At 47.0% G+C, this 25908-nt stretch carries 19 protein-coding genes; 17 read left to right on the top strand and 2 right to left on the bottom strand.

Annotated elements, in window-relative coordinates; translation table 11 throughout:
* Positions 1-142 precede the first annotated feature (142 nt).
* The gene (locus tag MH117_RS16465; protein WP_239330206.1) at positions 143-1264 is read left to right on the top strand and encodes an acyltransferase; all 1122 of its coding nucleotides are present in this window, start codon (positions 143-145) and stop codon (positions 1262-1264) included.
* 132 nt (positions 1265-1396) lie between these two features.
* On the opposite strand, the gene MH117_RS16460 is transcribed toward MH117_RS16465, so the two are convergent.
* Positions 1397-2047 carry a lipoprotein BA_5634 family protein gene (locus tag MH117_RS16460; protein ID WP_239330204.1) on the bottom strand — a complete coding sequence of 217 codons (651 nt, stop codon included), beginning with the start codon at positions 2045-2047 and terminating at the stop codon, positions 1397-1399.
* A gap of 276 nt (positions 2048-2323) precedes the next feature.
* On the opposite strand from MH117_RS16460, the gene MH117_RS16455 reads away from it, so the two are divergent.
* The 4 genes from MH117_RS16455 to MH117_RS16440 all read left to right on the top strand — a co-directional run bounded on the left by MH117_RS16455 (position 2324) and on the right by MH117_RS16440 (position 11546).
* Positions 2324-4534: a bacterial surface protein gene (locus tag MH117_RS16455; protein ID WP_239330202.1), complete on the top strand. Its 2211-nt coding sequence runs from the start codon at positions 2324-2326 to the stop codon at positions 4532-4534.
* A gap of 543 nt (positions 4535-5077) precedes the next feature.
* Positions 5078-9676, top strand: a complete 4599-nt coding sequence (gene gltB, locus MH117_RS16450) for a glutamate synthase large subunit (protein ID WP_239330200.1) — start codon at positions 5078-5080, stop codon at positions 9674-9676.
* A 227-nt stretch (positions 9677-9903) separates the two neighbouring features.
* Positions 9904-11205, top strand: a complete 1302-nt coding sequence (locus MH117_RS16445) for an MFS transporter (protein ID WP_239330197.1) — start codon at positions 9904-9906, stop codon at positions 11203-11205.
* A gap of 164 nt (positions 11206-11369) precedes the next feature.
* The gene (locus MH117_RS16440) at positions 11370-11546 is read left to right on the top strand and encodes a hypothetical protein (RefSeq protein WP_239330162.1); all 177 of its coding nucleotides are present in this window, start codon (positions 11370-11372) and stop codon (positions 11544-11546) included.
* Positions 11547-11690: 144 nt separating this feature from the next.
* On the opposite strand, the gene MH117_RS16435 is transcribed toward MH117_RS16440, so the two are convergent.
* The gene (locus MH117_RS16435) at positions 11691-12059 is read right to left on the bottom strand and encodes a helix-turn-helix domain-containing protein (protein WP_239330160.1); all 369 of its coding nucleotides are present in this window, start codon (positions 12057-12059) and stop codon (positions 11691-11693) included.
* Positions 12060-12387: 328 nt separating this feature from the next.
* On the opposite strand from MH117_RS16435, the gene MH117_RS16430 reads away from it, so the two are divergent.
* From MH117_RS16430 to MH117_RS16375, 12 genes are all read left to right on the top strand, one after another.
* Positions 12388-12849 carry a hypothetical protein gene (locus tag MH117_RS16430; protein ID WP_239330157.1) on the top strand — a complete coding sequence of 154 codons (462 nt, stop codon included), beginning with the start codon at positions 12388-12390 and terminating at the stop codon, positions 12847-12849.
* A gap of 90 nt (positions 12850-12939) precedes the next feature.
* Positions 12940-13662, top strand: coding sequence for a tyrosine-protein phosphatase (locus tag MH117_RS16425; protein ID WP_239330154.1), 723 nt, complete (start codon positions 12940-12942; stop codon positions 13660-13662).
* A 50-nt stretch (positions 13663-13712) separates the two neighbouring features.
* Positions 13713-14480 (top strand): YveK family protein, encoded by a 768-nt coding sequence (locus MH117_RS16420; RefSeq protein WP_239330151.1) that lies wholly within the window; start codon positions 13713-13715, stop codon positions 14478-14480.
* Entirely contained in the window at positions 14461-15156 is a 696-nt protein-coding gene (locus MH117_RS16415; protein WP_239330148.1) for a CpsD/CapB family tyrosine-protein kinase, read from the top strand. Before MH117_RS16420 ends, MH117_RS16415 begins: the two co-directional genes overlap by 20 nt.
* Positions 15157-15516: 360 nt before the next feature.
* Positions 15517-17409 (top strand): polysaccharide biosynthesis protein, encoded by a 1893-nt coding sequence (locus MH117_RS16410; protein ID WP_239330145.1) that lies wholly within the window; start codon positions 15517-15519, stop codon positions 17407-17409.
* 18 nt (positions 17410-17427) lie between these two features.
* Positions 17428-18798 carry a lipopolysaccharide biosynthesis protein gene (locus MH117_RS16405; protein WP_239330142.1) on the top strand — a complete coding sequence of 457 codons (1371 nt, stop codon included), beginning with the start codon at positions 17428-17430 and terminating at the stop codon, positions 18796-18798.
* A gap of 4 nt (positions 18799-18802) precedes the next feature.
* The gene (gene wzy / locus MH117_RS16400; RefSeq protein WP_239330139.1) at positions 18803-20263 is read left to right on the top strand and encodes an O-antigen polysaccharide polymerase Wzy; all 1461 of its coding nucleotides are present in this window, start codon (positions 18803-18805) and stop codon (positions 20261-20263) included.
* Between the two features lies 1 nt (position 20264).
* Complete coding sequence (locus tag MH117_RS16395; RefSeq protein ID WP_239330137.1) at positions 20265-21473, top strand: glycosyltransferase; 1209 nt, start codon at positions 20265-20267, stop codon at positions 21471-21473.
* Positions 21470-22696, top strand: coding sequence for a glycosyltransferase (locus tag MH117_RS16390; protein WP_239330135.1), 1227 nt, complete (start codon positions 21470-21472; stop codon positions 22694-22696). Before MH117_RS16395 ends, MH117_RS16390 begins: the two co-directional genes overlap by 4 nt.
* Positions 22693-23733, top strand: coding sequence for an NAD-dependent epimerase/dehydratase family protein (locus MH117_RS16385; RefSeq protein WP_239330133.1), 1041 nt, complete (start codon positions 22693-22695; stop codon positions 23731-23733). Before MH117_RS16390 ends, MH117_RS16385 begins: the two co-directional genes overlap by 4 nt.
* Positions 23720-24976: a glycosyltransferase family 4 protein gene (locus MH117_RS16380; RefSeq protein ID WP_239330131.1), complete on the top strand. Its 1257-nt coding sequence runs from the start codon at positions 23720-23722 to the stop codon at positions 24974-24976. Before MH117_RS16385 ends, MH117_RS16380 begins: the two co-directional genes overlap by 14 nt.
* Positions 24973-25908 carry an NAD-dependent epimerase/dehydratase family protein gene (locus MH117_RS16375; protein ID WP_239330129.1) on the top strand — a complete coding sequence of 312 codons (936 nt, stop codon included), beginning with the start codon at positions 24973-24975 and terminating at the stop codon, positions 25906-25908. The genes MH117_RS16380 and MH117_RS16375 overlap by 4 nt, the downstream gene beginning before the upstream one ends.

Below are 25908 nucleotides of genomic sequence, written 5' to 3'. Positions count from 1 at the left end.
CTTAAAACTTAGGCAACAGGTTGAAAAGTTCATAATGAGGATGGAGTAAGAAGGAATTTCCAATTGGGTGGCGAATTCGTGTGTAATCGAAATTTAACAGCGCTGCGATACCGGGAAGCTATTAATTAAGGGAGGACTACAGGTGTCTCAAGCTAATAAACGATGGGACCTCGAAGCGATGCGGGGGATTGCTATCGTCGGTGTTGTGCTTATCCATGTATTGTCGATGGGAATTGCGGCTCAGTATTCAGACCATGCCGAGTGGGCAGGAGAGATGCAGGCGGGTGCATTTCCGCTCGTATGGTTGAATGCATGGGCGCGTTTTTCAGTTCCAGTCTTTTTATTTATTTCTGGCCTCTTACTCACGTTCCGTCTCCAAGGAAAGACTTTGCAGTATAAAACGATGTTGTCAAAAAGAGTACCCGCTCTTGTGCTGCCTTATTTGTTTTGGACTGTCCTTGGGCTTGTGATGGCCTGGTTTATTCAAGGGCCATGGGGCGTTAAGGACCTTGTAGTTACACTGTTGCTTGGCAAAGGCATGTTTCATCAACTCTACTTTATCCCCTTGCTTCTACAATTGATTATACTCGCTCCTTTATGGTGGAAAGGTTTACAATGGAATCCCGTGAAGTTCACCATTATAATTGCGCTGCTGCAGTTGCTATATTATGTGGCTTACCAATTTAACTATATGACTTCATTCCGTTATCTTCCTGCTGCTATCGCAAAGGGATGGGAGATTATGATCGTGCCTACTTTTATGGGGATGATGTTGTATTTTATAGCAGGGATGGCTGTCGGCATGCATTTGGACAAGGTAACACAGTTTATCCGCAGAAGCTCCATTGCTGTTTTTACCTTCATCTATATGGTGTCGCTTGGCATTACCATTATCGATGTCCATTTTTCTTTTGCAGCTTCTTCTGACCTCGGCAATTCTTTGCATTTCTACCGGGTGAGCGTGCTGGTGTATGCCTGTTGTTCCATCCTATGGTTCTGGAAATTAGCTTTGGTTGCTGCTGAAGCAGCATGGATGAAAGTGTTTGTGAGGCTGGGGAAGTATGCGTTTTTTATATTTCTGGCACATGTACTTATTTTGGAAGGCTTAAAAGCTATAGGCTCTTATTGGTACAACTCATATGGAATGCTATTTGCGACGTATCTGTTAACGATGGTGGCATGCGCCGGGGTGTATGAGCTGGGGACGAGATTGTCCGTACAGCATCCGTCTAATAAAGCCGTGCAGATGTTTCTGGGTAAATAAATCTTGTGAGAGTAGTTGAAGTTGTTTTTGGCACAGTTAGGCCAGATTGTGCTGCTGCTCAGATGTAATAATAAGATGTCAAAAGAGATATGTATTATATAGAAGGTAAAATGATAAAAGCGCCCGCTCACATTAACTGTGATAGGACGCTTTTCTTATAGGATAACCAGCGGAAACACGGCGTGAGCGAACCAGTTGAATATCGCTGCCGGCTTGCAGAATGTCGGAAACCAATGTTTTGGGATCCTTGCTGCATGTGATCACCGCTATTTGAATCGCTTCTCCTGAGAGGCTGTGTTCAGCAGATATCGTATCCGTCACGATCAGGCTGCTATAATAAGGATTTCCTTGCCCAACAACGATAAAACCGCCATATTGAGGCTTCACATGATTATCGCCCAAGAGGGAAAGTTCTTCCTGATTGGGACTGCGTCCAAATCTGTAAGTGATCGTACAATCCAATGACAGGTTTGCAGTCACATTTTGCAAGCCTCTTTCCGTTACTTGCTGCAAGATGCCATGGGTAGTGAGCTCGCGAAAAGTGGAATGGGACAAGACCAGGCAAGCTTGCTGTCCATTTACAATTCGTGTTGCTTTAAAAGTTCGTTGTGATACAACGTGCTTCTGCATGGAGTGAACAGCGTTTTTGTTCTGCTGCTGCGTACCTGTCAATACGATACTGTCTGCGGGAGCGCTTGAATATGCGGAGCGTTTAATTGTGTTTGTCAGCATCAAAAGCGCAGCTCCAATTCCGACTGTGAAGGGATGTTTACGTGATCTCATTATGATATCCACCTTTCTGGTTCCTATATCGTTTTTATCCGAATAACTTGATGTCCTTAGTGTACGAAAATACGGTTACAGCAGCCATCGGTATGCGTGACAGCTAGCTTTCAATTTAGTAAGAGAAGGAAGGGGGATAGTTAGATAGTCCCATTTTGAACATATTTAATGGAAATTGTCGATAGAACATAAATAATCGGGTTGCGATGACCGTTATATAAATATATACTGTGTTGCTTCATTAATAGTAACTGGAACAAGGAAGGGGAAGATAGGGTGAACGTTAGACATAAGTCGACATCTTGGTTTGCAGGGCTACTGGTTCTTGCGCTTATGGTAGGTATGCTGCCGTTTAATACGACAATTCATGCAGCGGCAGAGAAAGTCATCGGCCTGCAATTCGAATCATCTATTAATCCGGTATCCGTTGTTGTGGAAGGACAATCGATTCAATTAAAAGTACTGGCCACAATTCAAAAAGACAGTTCAACTGAACTACGAGACGTAACTGGGCTTGCGGAATGGTCTTCACAGAACTCTACCATCGCAACAGTGGATGCAGGTTGGGTGAAAGGCGTAGGCAAGGGCAGCGTGGAAGTTACAGCTAAATACCAGGGGTTTGTCATTAAGAAGACAGTTACGTCGGAGTTTCTGTATGACAAAATTTATGTACGTAATGCAGATTCAGGACAAGAAGTGGCATCTGAGCTGAACGTTATGCTTGGTATGAAGCCCAATTGGAAAGTGTATGCTTTCGATAAAGGATCTTCCGTGGAAAACGATGTGACGGCAGATGCAGCCTGGTCTTCTTCGAATACAGAAGTTGCAGAGGTATCCAAAGGCAGCATTAAGTTAAAAGCTAAAGGTAACGCAGACATTACGGTTAAGCATAAAGGGATCGAGAAGAAGATCAAGTTGACCGTAGGTATTCCGTACGATGAGCTTAAGATTGCTCCTAATCAATTGTTGGAGTTCACTTACGGTGGAACAGAGCAAGCGCTGGTCTTGACGGCTAAGAAGCCGGATGGCAGTGTTGATGTTGTTACTGAGAATGCCGAGTGGACGACTAGTGATGCTAACATTATTGAAGTGAAAAAAGGGGTCGTTAAGCCTGTTAATGTCGGCACGGCTTCGATTACAGCCTCTTACTTGGGTCGCACAGCATCTGTGACAGCGGTAGTTCGCACCTCCCATTTGGCGATGCGAATGACACCAGACAAGAAGCAGCATGCCATGTTAGGCGATAACCCGATTCAAGTGAAAACATTTGTATTAAACAATCAAGGTGGTCAAGAGGAAGTTACGGTTGACGCAGAATGGACTTCCAGCAATGTGATGGCCGCTACGGTGGAAAAAGGGCTCGTTTCATTTAAAAGTGCGGGTACGACAACGATTACAGCAAGCTATAAAGGCTTAACGAAGTCTGTTGAGATTACGGTATATCCATCTATTCAAAGTATCGAATGGACGGAAGCGGTAAAGCCGGATGCAAACGGCATCAAGGAGCGCAAGGAAGAATTGTTCGTAGATGAATCCAAGCCGTTCCCTAAAGTACAGGGCATTACATTCAGTGGCGATAAGATTGATATTAGCGAGGTTGTAAATTGGACTTCCGCGAACCCAGCCATCGCTAAAGTAGACGATGACAAATTAGTAGGTGTCAGCACAGGCGAGACACAAGTAACGGCTAATGTTCATGGCTACACGTTAACGATGAAAACGGTAGTAAATCGCAAAGCACTGCTGCTGCGCGCGAATACGGAAGAACTTGCTTTGGTGACGGGTCGAGAAGTACCTTCGCCAACGGTAACGGTAGTTTATACAGATGGTGAAGAGAAGGATGTATCCCAAGAGATTAAATGGGAGTCCAGTTCCCCTAACCTGCTCGTTCGTGAAGGGAAGATGAAAGGTCTTGTTGCAAGCAAAGTGACACTTAACGGAACGTTCTCTAACGTAAAGATTTCCTTAAAAGGCACGATCGAAGAGGAAATCGTAGCGTTTGAGATCGCACCAGAGATTGTATACTTAACTGCAAACAAGTCCCAATCTGTCAAAGTAATAGGTAAGCAGCGCAACGGCAAATCGATTACCCTAACTTCGCGTATCGAATGGAAGTCAGAAAATGAAAAGGTAGCCACTGTTCGTGGCTCCAGTGTTAAAGGTATCGTTATTGGCAGCACGAAGCTAGTTGGCGAATTCCAAGGCAATAAGCTGGAAGTGCCGGTTCATGTGAAGCCGCGCCTCGTGAAGCTTGAAGCAACACCTACCTCGATCAAACTGACAGTAGGCCAAAGTGCTTCCTGGAAAGTTAGCGCGATCTATGACACAGGTGAAGTAGTTGATGTCACACCACAAGCGACATGGGTGCCTAGCAGCACCAAGGTTAAAGTGGAGCGTGGTACTGTAGTTGGAGCTGCTAAAGGCAGTGCATCCATCAAAATCACATTTGATGGAAAGTCAACATCCGTACGTGTAAGTGTGAAATAGGAACTCTATATTTCGTATAGGCAAGAATTTTTAATAGTCGTAGTAGAAAGATAATAGATTCAACGATAAGAGGGGTTTTGACCCCAACTATTAACGCAGCCCTCCTTATGGAGGCTGCGTTTTTTGTGATGTACAGATTGTTCTGGGTAGGAGGAGTAGAGAGGAATCATTTAGACTTATCGGATGAATATTTGTAGCTTTCTACACAAAATTTTATTCATAAATACGTATAATTATACAATTATTCATGAATGCGTTTTCTTTGTTGGTGTGCTGTATTAACTTATAGAAGTATGCGAAAAATGCAAGCCCACAATAGGGAGGACAAACTTGAATATCCCTTTGTGGACGGGGCTTCTTATGAATTTTAGCGAATATTGCTGTTATTGGAAACTCGTAATAAAAAGAAAAGTTATCGGCTCCATAAAAATAATAAATTGCCACCAAATAGGTACGGTGCTAAAATGATATAATAACTAAAATGAATAATTATAAATATCGGACATACCTGAATTAAATAACATATAGAAAGGTTGCTTCCCAATGAAACAATACGGTATACCTACGAAGCAAGGATTATACGACCCGCAGTATGAGAAAGACGCTTGCGGTATGGGATTCGTCGCTCATATCAAAGGACAGAAGTCCCACGATATCGTTCGTCAAGCGTTGACCGTGTTGGTCAGTATGGAGCATCGCGGAGGTCAAGGCAGTGAGCCGAATACGGGGGATGGAGCAGGCATTATGCTGCAGATTCCGCACCGTTTCTTTGTACAGGAGATGAAGGCTCATGATGTGGACCTGCCAGAAGCTGGTCGTTACGGTGTGGGCATGCTCTTTATGTCGCAAGATACAGAGCTGCGTGAACGTCACGAGGCAGCGATGCGTCGTATCGTGGAAGAGGAAGGACAACTTTTTCTCGGATATCGTACGGTACCTACAAATGATGAAACATTGGGACAATCTGCAAAGTCTGTTAAACCTTATGTGCGTCAGGTGTTTATCGGCCGCAGTGCGGACATTCAGGAAGATCTCGCATTTGAGCGTAAGCTTTATTTAATTCGCAAGCGGGCAGAGCAGGCCATTCGTTATACTGGCGAAGCTGGAGCGGACACCTTCTACATTCCCTCTATGTCTTGCCGCAAGATCGTATACAAAGGGATGTTGACGACAGAACAAGTAGGGCACTTCTATCTTGATCTACAGCAGCCAGCATTTGAATCGGCTATTGCGCTTGTTCACTCTCGCTTCAGCACCAATACGTTCCCTAGCTGGGAGCGTGCCCATCCATACCGTTTTATGATTCATAACGGTGAGATCAATACGCTGCGCGGCAATGTAAACTGGATGCACGCACGTGAGACGTTATGCCAGTCTGACATATTTGGAGAGGAACTGGCGAAGATCAAGCCGGTTATTAACCCGGATGGATCGGATACGGCAATGTTTGATAACACGTTTGAATTTTTGTATTTGTCAGGGCGACCGCTGCCACATGTAGCCATGATGATGGTACCTGAGCCATGGTCCAACCATGAGAGTATGGATCCGGCCAAGCGAGCATTTTACGAGTACCACAGCACGATGATGGAGCCTTGGGACGGACCGGCGGCTATGGCTTTTACGGACGGCATACAAATAGGCGCTATACTTGACCGAAATGGCTTACGTCCATCACGTTATTATGTAACAAAGGATGATCTGATCGTACTCAGTTCGGAAGTGGGCGTACTGGATATCGCACCAGAACGTATCTTATATAAGGATCGTCTGCGTCCAGGACGTATTTTACTTGTCGACACGGCGGAAGGCCGTATTATATCAGATGAGGAAGTCAAGGCGCAGATCGTAGCGGAGAACCCATATCAGCAGTGGCTCGATGAGCATCTCGTTGGTCTGGAGGATCTTCCCGAAGCACCTGAGGTAATCGAGCCGAAGCATGAGAATGTACAGCAGCGTCAGCAGGCATTTGGCTTCACGTTCGAAGACTTGCGCAAGACACTGGAACCGATGGCGATGAGCGGCATGGAGCCGATCGGTTCCATGGGGTACGATGCGCCGCTCGCTGTGCTGTCGGACCGTCCTCAACGTTTGTACAACTACTTTAAGCAATTATTTGCTCAAGTTACGAATCCGCCTATCGATGCGATTCGTGAAGAGATCGTGACAGCGACTGGCACAACGATTGGGCCGGAGCGCAACTTGCTTCATCCAGAGCCGGAGAGCTGCCGTCACATTAAGCTTGCGACGCCTGTGCTTGCAAATGAGGAGTTTGCAAAGCTGCGGCATATTCGCAGACCTGGCTTTAAATCCATCACGATTCCTATTTTGTTCACGGCATCTGCTGGAGCAGAAGGATTGCGTGCCGCAATTAAGATGATGTGCGAAGCAGCGGATCGTGTTATTGGCAAGGGACATAACATTATTATTTTGTCTGACCGTGGCATTGATGCTGAGAATGCCGCCATTCCAGCATTACTTGCTGTGTCGAGCCTGCATCATCACTTGATCCGGCAAGGGACACGTACGAAGGTCAGCCTGATGCTGGAATCAGGCGAACCGCGCGAAGTCCATCATTATGCATTGCTGCTCGGTTATGGGGTAAGTGCAGTGAACCCTTATCTGGCATTCGAGACGTTGGATGATATGATTCGCCAAGGCTTGTTGCGCGGCATCTCCCATGAGAAGGCTGTGAAGAACTATATTAAGGCAGCAACTAAAGGGGTCGTGAAGATTCTATCGAAGATGGGAATCTCAACCGTTCAATCATATCGTGGCGCTCAGATTTTCGAAGCAATTGGCCTGAAGCCGGAGTTCGTAGATGAGTACTTTACGTGGACGCCATCGCGAATCGGCGGCATTGGCCTAGAGGAAGTTACCGCTGAGGCACTCAGCTACCATAATCGTGCATTCTCGGACCAAGAGGGCCGTGATAAAGAACTCGATTCAGGTGGAGATTACCAATGGCGTAAGAACGGCGAGGAGCATCTGTTTAACCCACAGACGATCCATACGCTGCAAGAAGCTTGCCGTAAAGGTGACTATAAGCTTTATAAGAAGTACTCTAATCTCGTATTAGGCGAGTATAATCATAACAACAATCTGCGCTCGTTGTTAGAGATGAAGCCGATCGGCCCGGCTGTTCCGCTTGATGAGGTGGAAAGTGTTTCCTCGATCTTCAAACGTTTCAAGACGGGAGCAATGTCATTTGGCTCCATCTCGAAGGAAGCGCATGAGAGTTTAGCCATCGCGATGAATCGAATCGGCGGTAAGTCGAATTCGGGTGAGGGCGGCGAAGATCCAGCACGATTCGTGAAGGACGCGAATGGCGACTGGCGCCGCAGCGCAATCAAGCAGGTGGCATCGGGTCGATTCGGTGTAACCTCGAATTACTTGGTGAATGCAGAAGAGATTCAGATAAAAATGGCGCAGGGGGCGAAGCCCGGAGAAGGCGGACAGCTCCCAGGACGAAAAGTATATCCTTGGGTTGCGGAAGTGCGTGGCTCTACGCCAGGTGTAGGCTTAATTTCGCCTCCGCCGCATCATGATATTTATTCGATCGAGGACTTGGCAGAGCTGATCTATGATTTAAAGAACGCCAATCCCCGTGCGTCGATTAACGTTAAGCTTGTGTCCGAGGTCGGAGTCGGCACGATTGCAGCCGGCGTTGCGAAAGGCCGCGCTGACATTATCCTCGTCAGCGGATATGATGGCGGGACGGGTGCATCACCGCAAGGCTCCATTCGCCATGCGGGCTTGCCTTGGGAGCTTGGCCTTGCCGAGACCCATCAGACGCTCATTCTGAACAACTTGCGTGACCGCGTGAAGTTGGAGACAGATGGCAAGATGATGACGGGTCGTGATCTGGCGATTGCAGCGCTGTTAGGTGCTGAAGAATACGGCTTCTCCACTGCGCCGCTCGTTGTAGTTGGATGTATTATGATGCGTGTATGCCAGTTGGATACATGTCCGGTAGGCGTAGCCACGCAGAATCCAGAGCTGCGCAAGAACTTTAAAGGTGATCCGCAGCACGTTGTGAACTTTATGACATTTGTAGCAGAGGAACTGCGCGAGATTATGGCGGAGTTGGGCTTCCGCTCGATGGATGACATGATTGGTCAGACAGGCTGCTTGAATGTAAAAGAAGCGGTTGACCATTGGAAAGCGAAGCATGTGGACTTGTCCTCGCTTCTGCACCAGCCGGAGCTGCCGGAAGGTTCCGCTCGGATTAAAGTTCGTGAGCAGAATCATCTGCTGGAAGAGACACTGGATATTCAGAAGCTCGTTCCTGCAGCGCAGGCTGCGCTTGAGAGCGGCATCGTTGTCGAAGGCAGCTTCCCAATTACGAACGTCAACCGCGCCACTGGCACGATTCTCGGAAGCGAAGTCACACGAAAGTACGGAGCAGCCGGCTTGCCTGAGGATACGATTCGCTTTAACTTTGTCGGGTCGGCAGGCCAGAGCTTTGGTGCCTTTGTGCCGCGTGGCATGACGTTGACGGTGGAGGGGGACAGCAACGACTATGTCGGCAAAGGACTGTCCGGCGGGAAGCTTATTGTGAAGCCGTCTGCGAAGGCAACTTTCGCCGCAGAGGACAACGTCATAATCGGGAATACGGCATTCTATGGTGCAACAAGCGGGGAAGCCTTTATTCGAGGTATAGCAGGCGAGCGCTTTGCCGTCCGAAACTCAGGTGTGCAGACGGTTGTTGAAGGTGTGGGCGACCATGGTTGTGAATACATGACCGGCGGGCGAGTTATTGTGTTGGGGCAGACCGGCCGCAACTTCGCAGCGGGAATGTCGGGTGGTGTAGCTTATATTTTGGATACGGACAATTCATTTGTGAATCGCTGCAATCTGGAGATGGTGCTCCTGGAGCGCGTCGAAGATAAGCAGGAACAGGCTTATTTGAAGCAAATGATTGAGAAGCACGTTCAACATACGGAGAGTGCTGTCGGAAGCCGAATATTGGCGGATTGGGAGACGAAGCTGTCTCAGTTCGTACGTGTCATACCGAAGGATTACAAGCGGATGCTGGAACAGATTGCAAAGGTTGAAGCAAAAGGCTTAGTTGGTGATGATGCGATATTGGCCGCATTTGAAGCCAATATGCGAGAGCTAAGTCGAGTTGGTGGCAATTAAGAATGTTAATTTGACCACATTGTAGATATTGTTGTCTCTGTCATATGAACTGTTCTGAAGAGACTGCGAAAATATTCCTTGAACGAACCTTAACCCTAGGCTACGATATATACTTGTAATGGTTGATTTTTTGAGAGTTAGCCGATACAAGCATATATCGAACCTGGGGATGAGGTTCTTTGTGTTACATATGCTTCATTTCAAACGGACAGACGGTGATCACAGATATGAAGTATTCTCCAGTGGGTATGTTTCGCAGCTATACACGTGAGATGAACGTATTTATTTGGGCCAGTATGATTAATTCGACAGGTGCCGCCCTCATGTGGCCTCTAACGACTATTTTTGTGCATCAAGTCCTTAATCGCTCGTTAGCAGAAGCTGGCTTTGTTATTATGATGCAAATGCTAGGCAGCGTTCTAGGACAATTTGCCGGAGGGTCCCTTTATTACAAGTTTGGTGTCAGAAAGTTATTAATAGGAGCTCTGGCTGTAACGTCGGTATTTCAAGCCTCCTTAGTCGTAACCGCTTACTCCAGTTGGTGGGGATACATTGCGACGATGTTTGTTATCGGATTCACAGGCAATCTATCGCAGCCAGCTATTCAATCTTTCATTGGGTTCCGCTGGGCAGATCGGCGGGACGAGCTGTTTAATGTGGTTTACGTGGCCAATAATATTGGTGTGGCCCTAGGAACGGCTTTAAGCGGAATTTTGGCTGACATCTCATTTAATTTGACTTTCATTCTAAATGCAGGCACGTCGGCAGCATTTGCGGTCTTTTTTTATTACTTCTTGCAGCATATGAAGGAAGAGGCAGCCCCGGTGGTGAAGGCAAGCTCTACTCCGTCAGTTAAGGGAGCAAGAACCCAATTGGATCATATGCCTGATAAAGGTGCGATTCCAGACTTGACGATTTGGGATCAATTACGAAATGTTCGCTTGTATTTGTTCCTATCTGTAGGATCGATGATGATATGGATGGCGAACAGCTTGTGGGGGAGCGGTGTTGCCCCTCACATAACCGATCAAGGTATGGAAATGAAGATGTACAGCTGGCTGTGGACGTTAAATGGTATTCTTATTTTTGTGGGGCAACCGATAACATCGTGGATGAAGCGCACAATCGCCCAACCGGTCACTTCACAGCTAACATGGAGTGCAGTGCTTTATGGCCTGGCTTACGTTGTTATATTGCTTCTCCCGACTTATAACGGCTTTATTATAGCCATGATTATTGCCACGTTGGGGGAAATGCTTGTATCACCCGCTGTCCCTGCCTTTCTGGCAGCGAGGGCTGGTCGAAATGCTCCGTTTTACATGGGGGTTGCAGGTGGGATCAGTTCCATAGGCAGAATGATAGGACCAGTTGCTTTAGGTGCGGCTTATGACAGCGGGGGACTCCATGCTGTGATGAGCGTGTCCGCTGCGATTGCTGTAGTGGCAACAGTCAGTTTCCTGTTGCATGCCTATTTACAAAAAAGTAACGTTAGAGCGGAAAAAAACCAATATTATGACAACTATTCATAAAATTGATGTTAGTTTCGACAAAAATAGAATTTGAAGTCCTAGTAAGTATCTCCATCGTCCGACAGATTACCTCATAAAGATACGATATAATAAGGTAAGTCTCACGCATCCATGACAAATCTCACAAATGTGTACAAATAACGTGAAGTGGGGTAATAATAAAGATGGAAGATAAGAAACGGGCCAATATCCTCAGCGAGCATAAGGAGGCTCAATCTCCAGATGAGCTTCGTTCCCATATTACACTGGATATTATTCAAGTCATGGATCAGTTGGGCATTTCGATAGAAGAAGCTCCTGATCATATTAAGGCGATTTTGGAGAAACATCGAAAAGACTAAAGATGGGTGGACAGTAACAATTTACGAAGGACAATGAGAAACCGTGAGGGGCTGCAAGCCCTTCACGGTTTATTTGTGCTGCAGCCATAGCGCCAGCCAGGCGGTTATTTTCTGAAGTTGAATCGATAACATTTCCAGTCATGCCTAACGCATCAATCGCTCAGCACGCACAAAGGCAATAAATCGCTTGGCTTCTTCTTCGGTTAATTGATGACCATCAATTGTTAAATGAAATTGTTGCAGCATATCCTCATCGGACAATTCTAGTTGATCTGCAAAGGCACGAACAGGTTCAGACAGGATCATATCTGGAATGAGGGTTCTACCTACCAAAAAGTCAATGGACACCTCAAAGCAATCCGCCAACAAAGTTAATGTCTCAAAATCAGGTTTACGTCGATTTTTCTCATAATGGGACAATGCGGCGCGAGTAATCCCTAATTTGGCTGCAAGATCTTCCTGAGTCCATCCTTTAGCTTCCCTAAGCTCTGCAATGCGATTACCTGTACTCATGAGTAACAGCCTCCTTCAAACACCTTAAATCAGATGGTGCGCTCTTAACAAACATCAAAGTAACAGAATGTATCTATGAAAGCGTATTATTAGTAAGTATTCACATAAGTAACACAAAAAACGATTGACACGATACTTTTTGTATCGTAAATTAAAGGAGTCGGAGGTTACATATTGTATCACAAAGAGTGAAAAAAAGTATTGTCGAAACAAATAGTATCGTGGTGGTTGATTCCTAGAAAATTCATGCTGCACAAGTGGCAAAATAAGCATTAGTCATTCGTAAATTCATATACTGCCTATAGAGGCATTTACAGGGGTTCATAATATGGGTGCCAACAATCCTCCTTACACCATGAGTCTTCGCATCGCTCTTCATAATCCGATTATCGCCTCCATGTCTATCTCACACATTAACCAACATCGAATAGAGGCTGTCAAGACAAGCAAAGTGTTGATCACGGCAATTAGTCCTGGGGGACTTCGAATGCTGTCCAATTTGAATTTGCCGCTTCAAGAAGAGACGGATTACTCGCTACGATTTGAATTTGAACTTCAAGATGTATGTCTGTCCATAGATGGTTGTCCAGTATGGAGCCAATTAACCGAGGGAATGTACGAATACTCGGTTCGATGGCAGCTTAATCACAATGAGAAACGATTGCTGCTTCGCTTATTAAATGAAAAATTAATCAACATGATGCCGCAGCAAAAAAAGATACACCACATGTACCGCTCGCTATCCACAATTGCATTATCAACAAGCAGAACTCGTTTTCATACGTCATAACATGGTTATGCTTCATATCTTACATCATTTCGAGCAATCTCGCACTTCATTTTATACGATCTGCTACACAGGATAGGACGTGCTGCATAGATGATTGATATTCATTGCCATGTGCTCCCGGGAATGGACGACGGGCCAAAACATGCAGCTGATGCCTTGCGGTTGGGGCACGAGGCTGCACGCCAAGGTATCCGTACGCTCATTGCCACCCCGCACCATTCCGTTAACTATCGAAATGGTGCTGAGCAGATAAAGGCTCAGGTCATACGTTTAAATGAGCTCTTTGATAAGCACGGAATTCACGTAAATGTATTGCCGGGACAAGAGTTCAGACTAACCTCCGATTATGACTTGGAGTATCAAATGGGCCACATTCAGCCGCTTGGGGAGAGCCAATACTTGTTAGTGGAATGGCCGAACGATCATATTCCGGATTACTTTCCGCAGTTTATGGAGTGGATGAAGGAGCGGCAGTGGCGTATCGTTGTCGCCCATCCTGAACGTCATCGGATCATAATGGACAATCCCAATGTAGCAATAGCTCTTATGGAACAAGGAGTAATGTATCAAATTACATCGATGTCTCTGTTAGGCGGTTATGGAAGAAAAACGATGCGCACCGCATATGAATTAATTCGACAGCGATGTGCACATTTCCTAGCTTCCGACGCGCATTGTTTACAGCGACGCTCCTTTAATTTACGAGAAGGCTACGCTGCTGTGGAACAACATATTTCTGCTGCATACGCGATGATGATGCAGCAGAACGCAGAAAAGCTGATAAAGCGCGAGCTTGTTACTTGGTTAATCTAGATCCGGCTCGACAAAGGTAATACCTAATCAAAAGGAGGCAAAGAAGCATCGTGGAATTAGACCTTAAACATATGATCCGGATCCTATGGAAGCGTAAATGGTTGATCAGTTGTGTGCTGATGTTAGGGATAGGATTTTCCGTTTATTACAGCTATTTTGTCCTGAAACCTGTATATGAGGCATCTACCAAATTTATTGTCAATAAGACACAAGATGTTGAGGGTGTAGGCAGTATTAACATCAACGATCTTAACGCCAACATTAAATTGATCCAAACCTATAAGGAATTAATCCGCACGAACTGGATACTGGACGATGTCATTCAAAACAATCCAGATATTCCTTATACACTCGACAAATTGGTATCCATGATTAAAGTATCTTCCATGAATGAAACGCAAGTTGTAACGATAACGGTAGAGGATTCTTCCTACGCGCTTGCAGCCAAAATTGCTAACACAGTAACGGGATTGTTCGTGAAGAAAATCCCTCAGCTCATGAAAGTGGACAACGTAACTCTTCTGACAGCGGCAGATGCTACAGTTCTGCCAGCACCTGTTAAGCCTAACAAGATGATGAACATCATTGTGGCTGCCATGTTGTCGCTTGTGCTTGGATTTGCACTTGCTTTTGTCATTTATTTCTTTGATGAGGGCATTTACAGCGAGGAAGATATTGCAGAAGCATCAGGGCTAAATACATTAGCCTATATCCCAAAAATGCGCGGCAAGCATTTGAAGATGGTGGGCAAGTCCGTGCGCGTCAACACCAATCAAGTGAAGGGCGGGAAAGAGACGTATGTCACGACACAGCAGTAAATTCGCCCGCACGATGGAGTACCAGCCCTTATCCCCTATAGGAGAGATGTATCGTTCGTTATGTACACAACTCCAATACATGCAGCGTGACGATGAAGTGTGGTCGCCAAGCGTAATTGGCATGATGTCTGCACGGCCAGGTGAGGGAAAGACGACCACGTTATGCAACTTGGCAATAGCCTTTGCCATTGAAGGCAAACGTGTACTGCTTGTTGATGGTGATCTGCGTAAACCCAAGCTCCATGATGTATTTGATACGGGCAACAGTAAAGGGTTGTCACAAGTACTCATGCAACGGACACATCCAAGTGAAGCGGGGGAAGAGACTTCGGTTCGTAACCTTACGCTGTTAAGCGCAGGCAAAGCGTTGGACGATCCAGGCAAAATGCTTGCCTCTGAGTCCTTTGATCTATTAATAGAGGAAGCAAAAGCAGCGTACGACATCGTATTGTTTGACGCACCGCCTGTACTGTTGTTTAACGATGCCAAGCTGATCGCTTCGCGCTGCGAAGGAGTACTAATCGTGGTGCAGTCCGGTAGGACGACAGCCAAGATGCTGAATCAGACACGTACACAATTGGAGCGTGTAAATGCCAACATTCTCGGGGCGGTTCTAAATGGGGCAGAAGAACGATGGAATCGCAGTTGGAATCAATATTACAGCCAATCGAGATAGTGAACGAATTTGAATGTCCATCATTTGACGAGGATCGAGATATTGTTGTTGCTTGTTACTGAATCGTAGTGAGCTGAAGTATGGACGAGTAGAGGATAAAAAGTAAATAACGCAGTCTTCATCTGGTGGGATACCGGTAGAAGACAGGTGATATCTCCCGTACCTTTATCATCGGAGATACTCGGCCGCGCTGTGGGTAATGGTGAGCCTTAGACGTTTTCGTCAAGGGTGCGGTGTGAGGACGGGTTAGATGCCCGAACGTTTTTTTATTAAAAGTAGAGTTATGCCGCAAGGCATGTGCTACAGGTGTCTTAACGCGGCATAGCTGTACGTTTTAATAGTAAGGAGAGGAAAGATGAGATGCAAACCTATAAGCGAATAGCCGTTCTCATGTGTTTAGATGCATTATTGGCGGGTATGAGCACAATTCTCGCCTACTATTTAAAATACGGTTCGACATGGATGATCGAATACCGTATTCAAAGTTTGTCGTTTGGTGCTCTGGCTATTGTGTTGTCAATCGCCTGTTTGTACGGCTTCAAATTGTATAACAGAGTATGGGAATATGCGAGCATTGGGGAAATGTATTCGTTAATCAAAGCGCTCGGTCTTGGTATATTTCTAGCTTATGCGGGGACCTGGTTGTTCGTTGACCGTGAAATTTCATTTAGCACGATGCTCTGGACCTTTGAGACGCTTTTGCTTGGCGTTGGAGGAGTAAGATTTACCTGGCGCATGCTGAGAGGACATGTCATAAAACAACAAGTCGACGATGCAGCGGTTACCCGCAATGCGATGATCATCGGCGCTGGCAGCTGTGGTGCTTTAATTGTAAAAGAAATGATGCAGCAGTCGTCTGCAAGATTGAAGCCAATTTGCTTCGTGGATGATGACAGGACGAAGCTGCATTGCGGTGTATATGGCATTCAAGTGGAAGGTTCAAGGCATGACATTGCCGAGATGGTGGATCGTCATCACATCGATGACATTATTATTGCCATTCCTTCGGCATCGTCGGAAGAATTGGAGCCTATTGTGGAGATGTGCAAGAAGACGCAGGCCAGAGTGAGGGTTGTCCCTCATCTGAATGATGTTATTTTAGGCAAGCTATCCATTAAAGATATCGTACAAGTTGATGTAGAAGAACTGCTTGGCAGGGATCCGATACGGATGGATCTAGTTGAGGCGGCTTCCTATGTAACTAAAAAGACGGTGTTGATTACGGGCGCTGGTGGCTCGATTGGCTCTGAGCTGTGCAGGCAGATTGCCCTGCACCAGCCTAATCTCTTATTGATGTTGGGCCATGGTGAGAACAGTATCTACTTGATCGAGAACGAGATACGTCAAAAATATCCGCATATGGCAATCGAGACTCTTATTGCGGATGTTCAGGATATGTCACGAATGGACCAATTATTTAACGAATACCGTCCAGAAATCGTATTTCACGCGGCGGCGCACAAACATGTACCTCTTATGGAATGTAATCCTGCTGAGGCAGTCAAGAACAACATAATAGGGACGCGCAACGTGGCATCATGTGCTGACCGCTATGCCGCAGAGCGATTTGTGCTTATCTCTACTGATAAAGCAGTTAATCCGACGAGTGTCATGGGAGCTTCAAAGCGAATTGCTGAATTAATCGTTCAGAGCTTTAGCAAAGACAGCAGTACGATTTTTGCAGCTGTTCGATTCGGCAACGTATTAGGCAGCAGAGGCAGCGTAATTCCTCACTTTAGAAAACAGATCATGGCTGGAGGCCCAGTAACGGTTACTCACCCCGATATGATTCGTTACTTTATGACGATTCCCGAAGCTGTGCAGCTTGTTATTCAAGCTGGAGCACTTGCTGACGGCGGTGAAGTATTCGTCCTGGACATGGGCAAGCCGGTCAAAATCGTGGATCTTGCCAGACAGCTTATTCGGTTGTCCGGTTATGAACCGGAAATAGATATTCCAATTGTATACTCAGGTATTCGGCCTGGTGAAAAGTTGTTTGAAGAATTGCTAACCGACGAAGAAGGTCTAACCTCAACCATGCATGAGCGCATCTTTATCGGCAAACCATCCATTATTCCGAAGCTTGTGCTTGATATGCAGCTTATTAAGTTGGAGCAGGCGCTTGGCGGCAGCGATCAAATCATTCGTGAGGGACTTAGGCAGTTGGTGCCTACTTATCAGATGGCTCAGTACGAAGCGAAGGATAAGCAGACGGTAACAGAAGTGGGAGAAAAACAGCTGTCGCTGGTGTAAAGAAGGAGCCGAACAGAGATGGAATCACAGACAGAAGGTATATCGCGTGTGCGCACACGACAAATGCAGCGAGATCAAGCTCGCTTGTCAAAGCTTGCGCATAAGCAAAAATCTGTATTTCGATTGTTCTCATGGACGTTGCTTGGAAATGTAGTATACGCGGCCTGCCAACTTGGGATGCTGGTTGTGTTGGCTCGCATGGGTTCTGTAAAGGATGTCGGCTTGTTTTCCTTGGCGCTCGCAATCAGCGCGCCTGTATTCATGCTTGCGAATCTACAGCTCAGAGGTGTCATTGCGACGGATGCTTCAAAGCACCATCCTACGGGGGCGTACATAAGCTTGCGTATTGTCAGTTCGTGCATGGCTCTACTGGTTGTAGCAGGTTTTGCAGCTGTTTACTTGCCTGATCGCACGGCGGCTCTCGCGATCATACTGATGGGAGCAGCCAAGTTCTTCGAAGCGATCAGTGACGTCTTGTACGGCTGGTGGCAGCAGCATGAAAAGATGGACTGGAGCGGGAGCTCGCTTATGATGCGGGGAATCGTCTCTCTTGTGGTGTTTGGGGGTACTTATTATTATGCAGGGGAGCTTGCAACAGCGTTGGCGGCATATGCGGGCAGCTGGATGTTACTGCTGATGCTGTATGATTGGCCGCGAGCCGTACGTCTTAAAGGCTTCAAATGGCGCAGCTCGCCTGTTCAATGGTGGGGATTAATCAAGCAGTGCTGGCCGCTCGGAATTGTCATGATGCTGGTGTCTCTTCAAGCCAATGTGCCAAGATACTTGATTGCAGATGCTTATGGACATGAGGCATTAGGCTATTATTCAGCGCTCTTGTATGTCACGGTTGCCATTACAACTGTGGTGTCCTCGCTCGGTCAAAGCGTAAGTCCGCGTTTGTCACGAGCGTGGGCACAGCACGATGAAGGCACGGTAAAGTCAGTGCTTAACAAGTCCATGTATGTCATCAGTGGTATGGGGGTCGCTGCAATGATTATAATTGCAGTCGCAGGCAAATGGATGCTGAGTCTGCTGTATGGCAGCGGTTATGACGCATATTACGATTTGTTAATTCTGCTGGTGCTAGGAGCTGTAATCGGATGTGTAGCTTCCTTGTTCGGTTTTGCGCTTACGGCTGCAAGAGTATTTAAAGCTCAGTTAATTATTAATGCGGCAGGCGTAGGTGTGACCTTAGCTGCTCAATATTTGTTTATTCAGTTGGGCATGTCTTTAATTAGTGCTGGATATGCGATGATTATCGTCAGTGTGACTAATATGCTGTTTGCTTATCTGATCTGGAATCATCGAATTCGGCAGTGGCGGCTTGTACAGGCGGAGGAAAAAACGGTAACTCTTCCGCTCTTTATGCTGGGAAGAGAGCGGGGATAAGAACATGAGCCTAGGGAGAATAACGCTGGCAGGTACAGGCGTTGTGTTAGTGCCAGTTGTCATCTACAGCGCGCTCCAGTTAATGGATCAGGACCCGATTACCTTTTATATTTGGTCTATTGTGTTAATGAACTTGATTGCTGGCTATTGGTCAATGCGTATGACCAAGTCAGCTTCTTTTTTTAGCAGTCTGATTGCAATGTTTCTGTTATTTACGACGATGTATTCCATTACTTATCCACTGGATCATGCCATAGGCAGTTTGCACAATTTGTCAGAGGAACGGTTAGTTCATATTCTTCAATTGTATGTACTGGCGAATATAAGTCTGATCGGCGGAATTGTGCTGATGACTTGTTTAAGTTCGATAAATGTTCAATGGAATGGACGTATTGGTGCAGTAGTTGAGCGGAAAGTTCCTGAATTACCGTTGCAGCAGCAAGAAAAAAACTCCATTTTCGATATTTTATATTGGCCCTCGCTGATTGTGCTGTTAATGGGGATTGCCATGATGATTTACGACCAGATGAGGCTTGGTGGCTTCAGTGTCATTGGGGTATCGAATCGATTAAGCAACTTTCAGGCACAGCGTCAGCTTGAGGGGTTATCTCTTCCGTGGAAGGCGATTATTACCAGCTCCTTGCTTACCTTGGCATTATCTATTCGAACAAAGAAGCAGCGGCACTTATTTTATTTCATAACGCTTATGCTCGGCATGTTTTTCTTCTTTGGTCTCGGCAGCAGAGGGTTTATTTTAATTACGATCTTGCCGTGTCTCGGTGTGATGATCGATCGTGGCTACGTTAGAATGACGAAGTGGAAGCAAGTCATGCTAGTTGGACTTATGCTGCTGTTGTTGTCGCCTTTATTTACTAATTTTAGGATGAGCTTAATTGAAGGGGTTCCGATGGATAGCATGCCGGAGCAGAGTTGGGCGTTCTCGAATGGGGAGACGGGTTCTTCCTTTATCGTTACGGCTGATATTTTGTCGGTGACGGATTACCCGGAAGCGGACCCAAGTTACACGACTGCCGTTGGATATGTCCTGCCTTCGGCTGTATACAAGGGAATTACAGGTCATGCCAAGCCGTTAAATATTGGGGATTGGTATGTGTGGTATTTTTATCCATATATTTATGCGGAAGGCGGAGGAAAAGGTTTCTCCCCGTTGGCACAAGCCTGGATGAATGGCGGTGTATGGGCAGTCATTGCTGTATTTACGATGATCGGTGGATTGCTTGTCTGGGCTTCGAGAGGTCATTTTATTAAATATTTGGCGCTGCCGCTTACGATGACATTCCAACGAATGTCATTTCATGCGATTGTGGCGGATCTGGTTTATGAACTTATATTTATTCTGATCATACTGCTGCTGGCAGCGCTCATGCGGCCAAAAGCATGGAAGTGGTTGAAGCAAGCTCGACCTGAAGAGACAGCGGCAAAGAGCATAAATTCATTCAGTTGAGGTGACAAAATTGAAGCAACAGGAGATGCGCAAGCCTCGTATAGCCGTCTTGATCACATCTATGGCTGGCGGTGGAGCGGAAAGAGCTGTGACGATGCTCCTCAACAGCTTGGACAAAGAGAAGTACGAGCTTCATCTGATCGTCAATCGTTTCGAAGGTCCATATTGTGCGCAAGTACCGCCTTATGTACAGGTGACGGAGATGCGGGCACCTAGGCTAAGACTTGCCTTGCCGCGCCTGATCCGGTCGCTGCACAAGGTTCAACCAGACGTTGTCATTGCGAACCTGTGGGAGAACAACGTGATGGCTGTTGCTGCGAAGCGTTGGTGCAAGCGGCCTTACGCGGTTATTGTGTGCGAGCATAGCGCGATCAGCCGTAAGCGACCACCCGGTACCAATTCGCTGCGCCGCCTGTGCTATAAGCGGGCAGACGCTGTTGTCGGCTGCTCTGCGGCGATGGGCGATGAGATTCATCGTTTGCTTCGTATCCCTCAAGACCGTATTAGGGTCATTTACAACGCGGTTATCGATCAAGGATTTAATGATCGCAAAGATGAAGAGTGTCGTCATCCTTGGTTTTGTGACGAGAAAAGCAGCGCTTCTGCTGTAGAATCTGGATCAGCAGCACCGGTTATTGTAAGTCTCGGCAGGCTGTCTTCTGAGAAGCGCTATGACTTAGTCATCGAAGCGGCGGCCCGCCTGCGACGATCTGGACTGCCTATCCGTGTCATTCTGATCGGTGAAGGAGCTGACAGAACGCGGCTAGAACACATTCGTTCTGAGCTTGGAGCGGATCAATATGTAGATCTTCCTGGTTACACGGCTAACCCGCTGCCTTATTTGAAGCGTGCGGACCTCTATGTACAAAGTTCTGACGTGGAAGGTCTGCCAACCGCATTAATTGAAGCGATCGCTTGTGGTACGCCAGTAGTCGCTACTTTAACAGCAACAGGAACTACGGAAGTACTCGCTGGTGTCAAGGGTGCTGTAACCGTACCATGCGGTGATGTGGAGGCCATGACACAGGCAATCCGGCAGCAATTGCAGGCTTTGCGCATAGACGCAGCTGCCACAAGTCTAGAGCCGGATCTGAGGTTCACTGCGGAACATGCGTCAGGCCAATATGAAGCATTAATCGATGAGTTGTTGGCGAGTGACGGCCATGGAATCCAGCACCGTGAACAAGAGAGGAGAGGCGCGACAGGATGAAATTTGTATTTGCTTATGATGTACAAGTGGAACAGACACATGGCTCAAATGAGGTTTACCATAACTACTTTGATTACAACGTATGGAAGCGCTATTTGCAGGCTTGTTCAGAATTAACGGTAGTTACTCGTATCATTGAGCTGGGACCAGAACAAGAGCCTGTCAACCGCAAGTTGTCGAGCGGTCCCAACATAACATTCCAGGCTGTACCCAATTTGAGCAATCCAATCGCTCAATTAACGAACCGCAAGCAAGCTCAAGCTATTATTCGAAAGCAGCTTGAGGGGGCGGATGCACTGATCGCACGCTTGCCAAGTGAGATTGGAGCAGAAGCGATTCGTGTTGCGAAACGGATGGGCAAACCATGGGCAGTAGAGGTAGTTGGTCATGCCTGGGATGCGCTGTGGAACTATGGAACTTGGCAGGGCAAAGTATATGCCCCTATCATGACGCTGCGTACGAAACGGTTGGTCAAACAAGCTTCTTATGCACTATATGTGACACGGTCGTTTTTACAAGGACATTATCCTACAAAAGGTCGTACGATTCATTGCTCCAACGTAGAAGTCGGTTCCGCACCGAGAGAGGTGCTTCGTGATCGACTGGAGCGAATAAAGCAACGGTATACGGTATCGGGGGAAGCGGCTGAACTGCGTATTGGCCTGGTTGGATCGCTTGCTTCCAAGTACAAGGGTGTAGATATAGCTATTCAAGCTATTGCGCAATTAAAAGACTTAAATGTATCTTTTCACGTATTGGGCGAAGGAGATCAATCGAGGTGGCGTCGCTATGCAGATCAGCTAGGCGTGTCAGATCGTATAGTGTTCCATGACCCGGTTCCGAGCGGGACAGAAGTACAGAAGTGGCTGGATAAGCTCGATATGTACATGCAGCCAAGCTTTCAGGAAGGCCTGCCACGAGCATTGATTGAAGCGATGAGCAGAGCGCTGCCAAGCATAGGCTCGACAGCAGGGGGGATACCCGAATTGCTGCCGGAACAGTGGATTACGCCTAAAGGAAACTGGGCAGAGCTCGCCGATAAGATCCGTTTGTTGGCCGCAAGTCCAGAGCTCATGCAGGAGGCTGCCGTGAAGAATTATGAGGAAGCCGGACAATATTCGAATGAGGTATTAAACGCGCGACGTACTGCATTTTGGGAATCGTTTGCTCAAGATGTTCGTCAACAATCGCGTATATCCGTTGCAAAGTTGGTGGAAGGATGAAGATTTGGATAACAGGAGCTGCAGGGTTCATTGGTTCTTACACCGCGGACAGATGTTTGCGTGAAGGCCATCAGGTTACGGGAATTGACTGTATAAATGATTATTATGATGTTCAATTGAAGGAAATGCGACTTGCCGAACTTGTAAGTAAATACCCTTCATTTTCATTTCATCGCATGCAGTTGGAAAATGCATCCGAGATTATGGCGCTAATGGAAAATACGAAGCCGGATGTTGTTATTCATTTAGCAGCGCAAGCGGGTGTTCGTTACAGTCTCATTAACCCTCATGCATACATCCAGTCCAACGTTGTAGCGACTGTTAATATGTTGGAAGCATGCAGAACACATGAGGTGAAGCATTTGCTGTACGCTTCCTCAAGCTCGGTGTACGGGGCGAACAAGAAGGTGCCATTTTCGGTTGAGGACAGAGTGGATCGGCCCGTAAGCTTATATGCGGCAACTAAAAAGTCAAATGAGCTGATGGCCTATACCTATAGTCATTTATACGATCTGCCGACAACAGGACTTCGATTCTTTACAGTATACGGACCATGTGGAAGACCGGATATGGCTTATTTTTCATTTGCTGAGCGGATGATGTCTGGGCAGCCGATTGATGTATTTAACAACGGTGAGATGATGAGAGACTTCACTTATATCGATGACATTGTAGAGGGAATTATGCGACTAGTTCCCAAAGCGCCGGTTCGTGATGGCGAAGAACCCCCGTATCGCGTATACAACATTGGCAATAACCAGCCGGTGAAGCTGATGACGTTTATTCGTTTGCTTGAACAGAATCTAGGTGTCCAAGCTAATATTCGAATGAAAGAAATGCAGCCTGGAGATGTAGAAGTTACCTACGCCGATATTGACGCGCTTCAACGGGATATCGACTATAGACCTGTGACTTCAATTGAAGAAGGGCTAAGAAAGTTCTGTGAATGGTATATACCTTACCGGGAAGCAAGGGAGAGGGGAACGGAGCAGTCATCCGTGTCGGTCGCAGAGGTGATGGGCTATGCCGGCAAGTAAACGAGCACAAGAAGCTGAATATACACAAAAGAGACGTATCCTGCTGGCTGTTACCGTGCAGGAGAGCGTCTCTTTTTTTGAGCAGCAGATTCAATATCTTCGTGACCGCCAGTATGAGGTGACCGTTGTATGCAGCAGTCGACCTGCTGATGAAGCGTTGGAAGGCGCTGCATTTAGGGAGCTCCGGATGAATAGGGAGATGTCTCCGCTGGAGGATATAAAAAGCTTATGGAAGGCGATTAAGCTCATTCGTGACATCAAGCCGGACATCGTCAACGCAGGTACGCCAAAGGCTGGGCTTATCGTTGGCCTCGCGGCGCGTATATGCGGTGTGCCGACGAGGGTGTATACGTGTCACGGGCTGCGGCTTGAGACATTGTCCGGTTGGAAGAGACGCTTGCTAACTTGGACCGAGCGTATTGCCGCTGCTAATGCGCATGAAGTTATAGCGGTAAGCGACAGCCTTAGGCGTAAATTGGCATCGCTTCGTATATGTGCTGCAAGAAAGGTAACTGTCCCTCACAACGGCAGCTGCAAAGGCATCATGGCTGAACGTTATGAGGTAACACCTGATTTAGCTGCTAAAGCCGAGGAGCTTCGACTTCGACTGGGCGTACCGCGTGAGGCGACATTGTTTGGTTTTGTCGGCCGCATGACAAGGGATAAGGGTGTGGACACACTCGTCGAAGCGTTCCAACTGGCTAAGGCTCAACTGCCGAATGTTCGACTTCTGCTTGTCGGTGCGAGAGAACAAGCAGACCCGATCACGGAACTGACAAAGCAAACGATTGAGGCAGATTCACATATTATCGAGGCTGGCTATCAACATGAATTGCCCCTCTATTATGCAGCATTGGATTGTCTGGTACTGCCTTCCTATCGGGAAGGGCTTGGCAATGTAGTGCTGGAAGCGTCTGCCGCAGGCAAGCCTGTGATCGTCGCGCGGTCTACCGGATTGATGGATACCGTTATTGATGGTCAAACCGGACTCATGATTGAAGCTGGAGATGCGTCTGGCTTATGCGCACAGATGAAATATATTGCTCTGCATAGGGAAGAAGGGAAGAAGCTTGGAGACAACGGCAAACGTCGTGTTGTCCGCGACTTTCACCCCTATGATGTGATTCAAGCTTTTGGGCAAGTGTACGAGCGCTTGTATTTAAGGTCTGGTGCTTCTAATACTTCGACTGCTGTAAGTGGTGAAGCTTACAACAAGCCAAAACAACGGGAGGAAACCCTATGAAAGTTGTCGTTACAGGGGGAGCAGGATTTATTGGCTCGCATGTTGTTGATCAACTGATCGCAGCACGCCATCAGGTTGCTATTGTGGATGACGGCAGTTCAGGGGACTGGCGCCATACGCCAGATTCAGCGGTCAGATATTCAATGTCAATCACCTCGCCGCAGTTAATGACGGTATTCGAGCGAGAACAGCCGGAGGCAGTCATTCATCTTGCTGCCCAAATCGATGTCCAGCGCTCACAGCAAGATATGAGATTTGACGCGGATGTCAACATCTTGGGCTCACTCCAAGTCCTTGATTGCTGTGCAAAGTACGGAGTCAGCAAAATAGTCTATTCATCCTCAGCCGCTGTATACGGCAATCCGCATTATTTGGCCGTAGACGAGCAGCACCCCATCCTGCCGATGTCTGCATACGGTGTGTCCAAATATACACCTGAACACTATATCCGCTTAAAGCACGAGCAGTGCCCTAGCTTAAGCTATACGATACTGCGGTATGCCAACGTCTATGGGGAGCGTCAAATTCCGAAGGGCGAAGGTGGAGTGGTCTCTATCTTCGTTGACAATATGTTGAGCAATCGGTCGTCCGTTATTTATGGAGACGGCACACAAACACGCGACTTTGTTCATGTCAAAGATGTAGCGCGTGCCAATCTGCTTGCGCTTGAAGCAGGTGGAAACCATACGGTGAACATCAGCACTTGTCAGCCGACGAGTGTGTCCGACTTGTACGGATACCTTCAGAACATAACAGGGGCAGCTGCTCCCGTGTTCGGCCAGCAGCGTCCAGGTGACATCGAGCACAGCTATTTAAGCAATACCCAGGCGAGAGAACGCCTTGGCTGGGAGCCGAGTATTGATCTGAACAGCGGATTGACTGCGGCGTATGCATATGCGAAGGAAACGATGACAGCACAGGTGACAGAGTGA

It is taken from the genome of Paenibacillus sp. ACRRX (assembly GCF_022346885.1).
Classification (GTDB): Bacteria; Bacillota; Bacilli; order Paenibacillales; family Paenibacillaceae; genus Paenibacillus_B.
The sequence above is the reverse complement of the archived record's forward strand: the minus strand, read 5'-3'. Positions and strand labels throughout refer to the sequence as shown.

Bases quoted from the DNA above. Each gene is read 5' to 3' on its own strand.
- MH117_RS16460 (WP_239330204.1), bottom strand. From the start codon at position 2,047: ATGAGATCACGTAAACATCCCTTCACAGTCGGAATTGGAGCTGCGCTT.
- gltB (WP_239330200.1), top strand. From the start codon at position 5,078: ATGAAACAATACGGTATACCTACGAAGCAAGGATTATACGACCCGCAG.
- MH117_RS16445 (WP_239330197.1), top strand. From the start codon at position 9,904: ATGAAGTATTCTCCAGTGGGTATGTTTCGCAGCTATACACGTGAGATG.
- MH117_RS16440 (WP_239330162.1), top strand. From the start codon at position 11,370: ATGGAAGATAAGAAACGGGCCAATATCCTCAGCGAGCATAAGGAGGCT.
- MH117_RS16435 (WP_239330160.1), bottom strand. From the start codon at position 12,059: ATGAGTACAGGTAATCGCATTGCAGAGCTTAGGGAAGCTAAAGGATGG.
- MH117_RS16430 (WP_239330157.1), top strand. From the start codon at position 12,388: ATGGGTGCCAACAATCCTCCTTACACCATGAGTCTTCGCATCGCTCTT.
- MH117_RS16425 (WP_239330154.1), top strand. From the start codon at position 12,940: ATGATTGATATTCATTGCCATGTGCTCCCGGGAATGGACGACGGGCCA.
- MH117_RS16415 (WP_239330148.1), top strand. From the start codon at position 14,461: ATGTCACGACACAGCAGTAAATTCGCCCGCACGATGGAGTACCAGCCC.
- MH117_RS16410 (WP_239330145.1), top strand. From the start codon at position 15,517: ATGCAAACCTATAAGCGAATAGCCGTTCTCATGTGTTTAGATGCATTA.
- MH117_RS16405 (WP_239330142.1), top strand. From the start codon at position 17,428: ATGGAATCACAGACAGAAGGTATATCGCGTGTGCGCACACGACAAATG.
- wzy (WP_239330139.1), top strand. From the start codon at position 18,803: ATGAGCCTAGGGAGAATAACGCTGGCAGGTACAGGCGTTGTGTTAGTG.
- MH117_RS16390 (WP_239330135.1), top strand. From the start codon at position 21,470: ATGAAATTTGTATTTGCTTATGATGTACAAGTGGAACAGACACATGGC.
- MH117_RS16385 (WP_239330133.1), top strand. From the start codon at position 22,693: ATGAAGATTTGGATAACAGGAGCTGCAGGGTTCATTGGTTCTTACACC.
- MH117_RS16380 (WP_239330131.1), top strand. From the start codon at position 23,720: ATGCCGGCAAGTAAACGAGCACAAGAAGCTGAATATACACAAAAGAGA.
- MH117_RS16375 (WP_239330129.1), top strand. From the start codon at position 24,973: ATGAAAGTTGTCGTTACAGGGGGAGCAGGATTTATTGGCTCGCATGTT.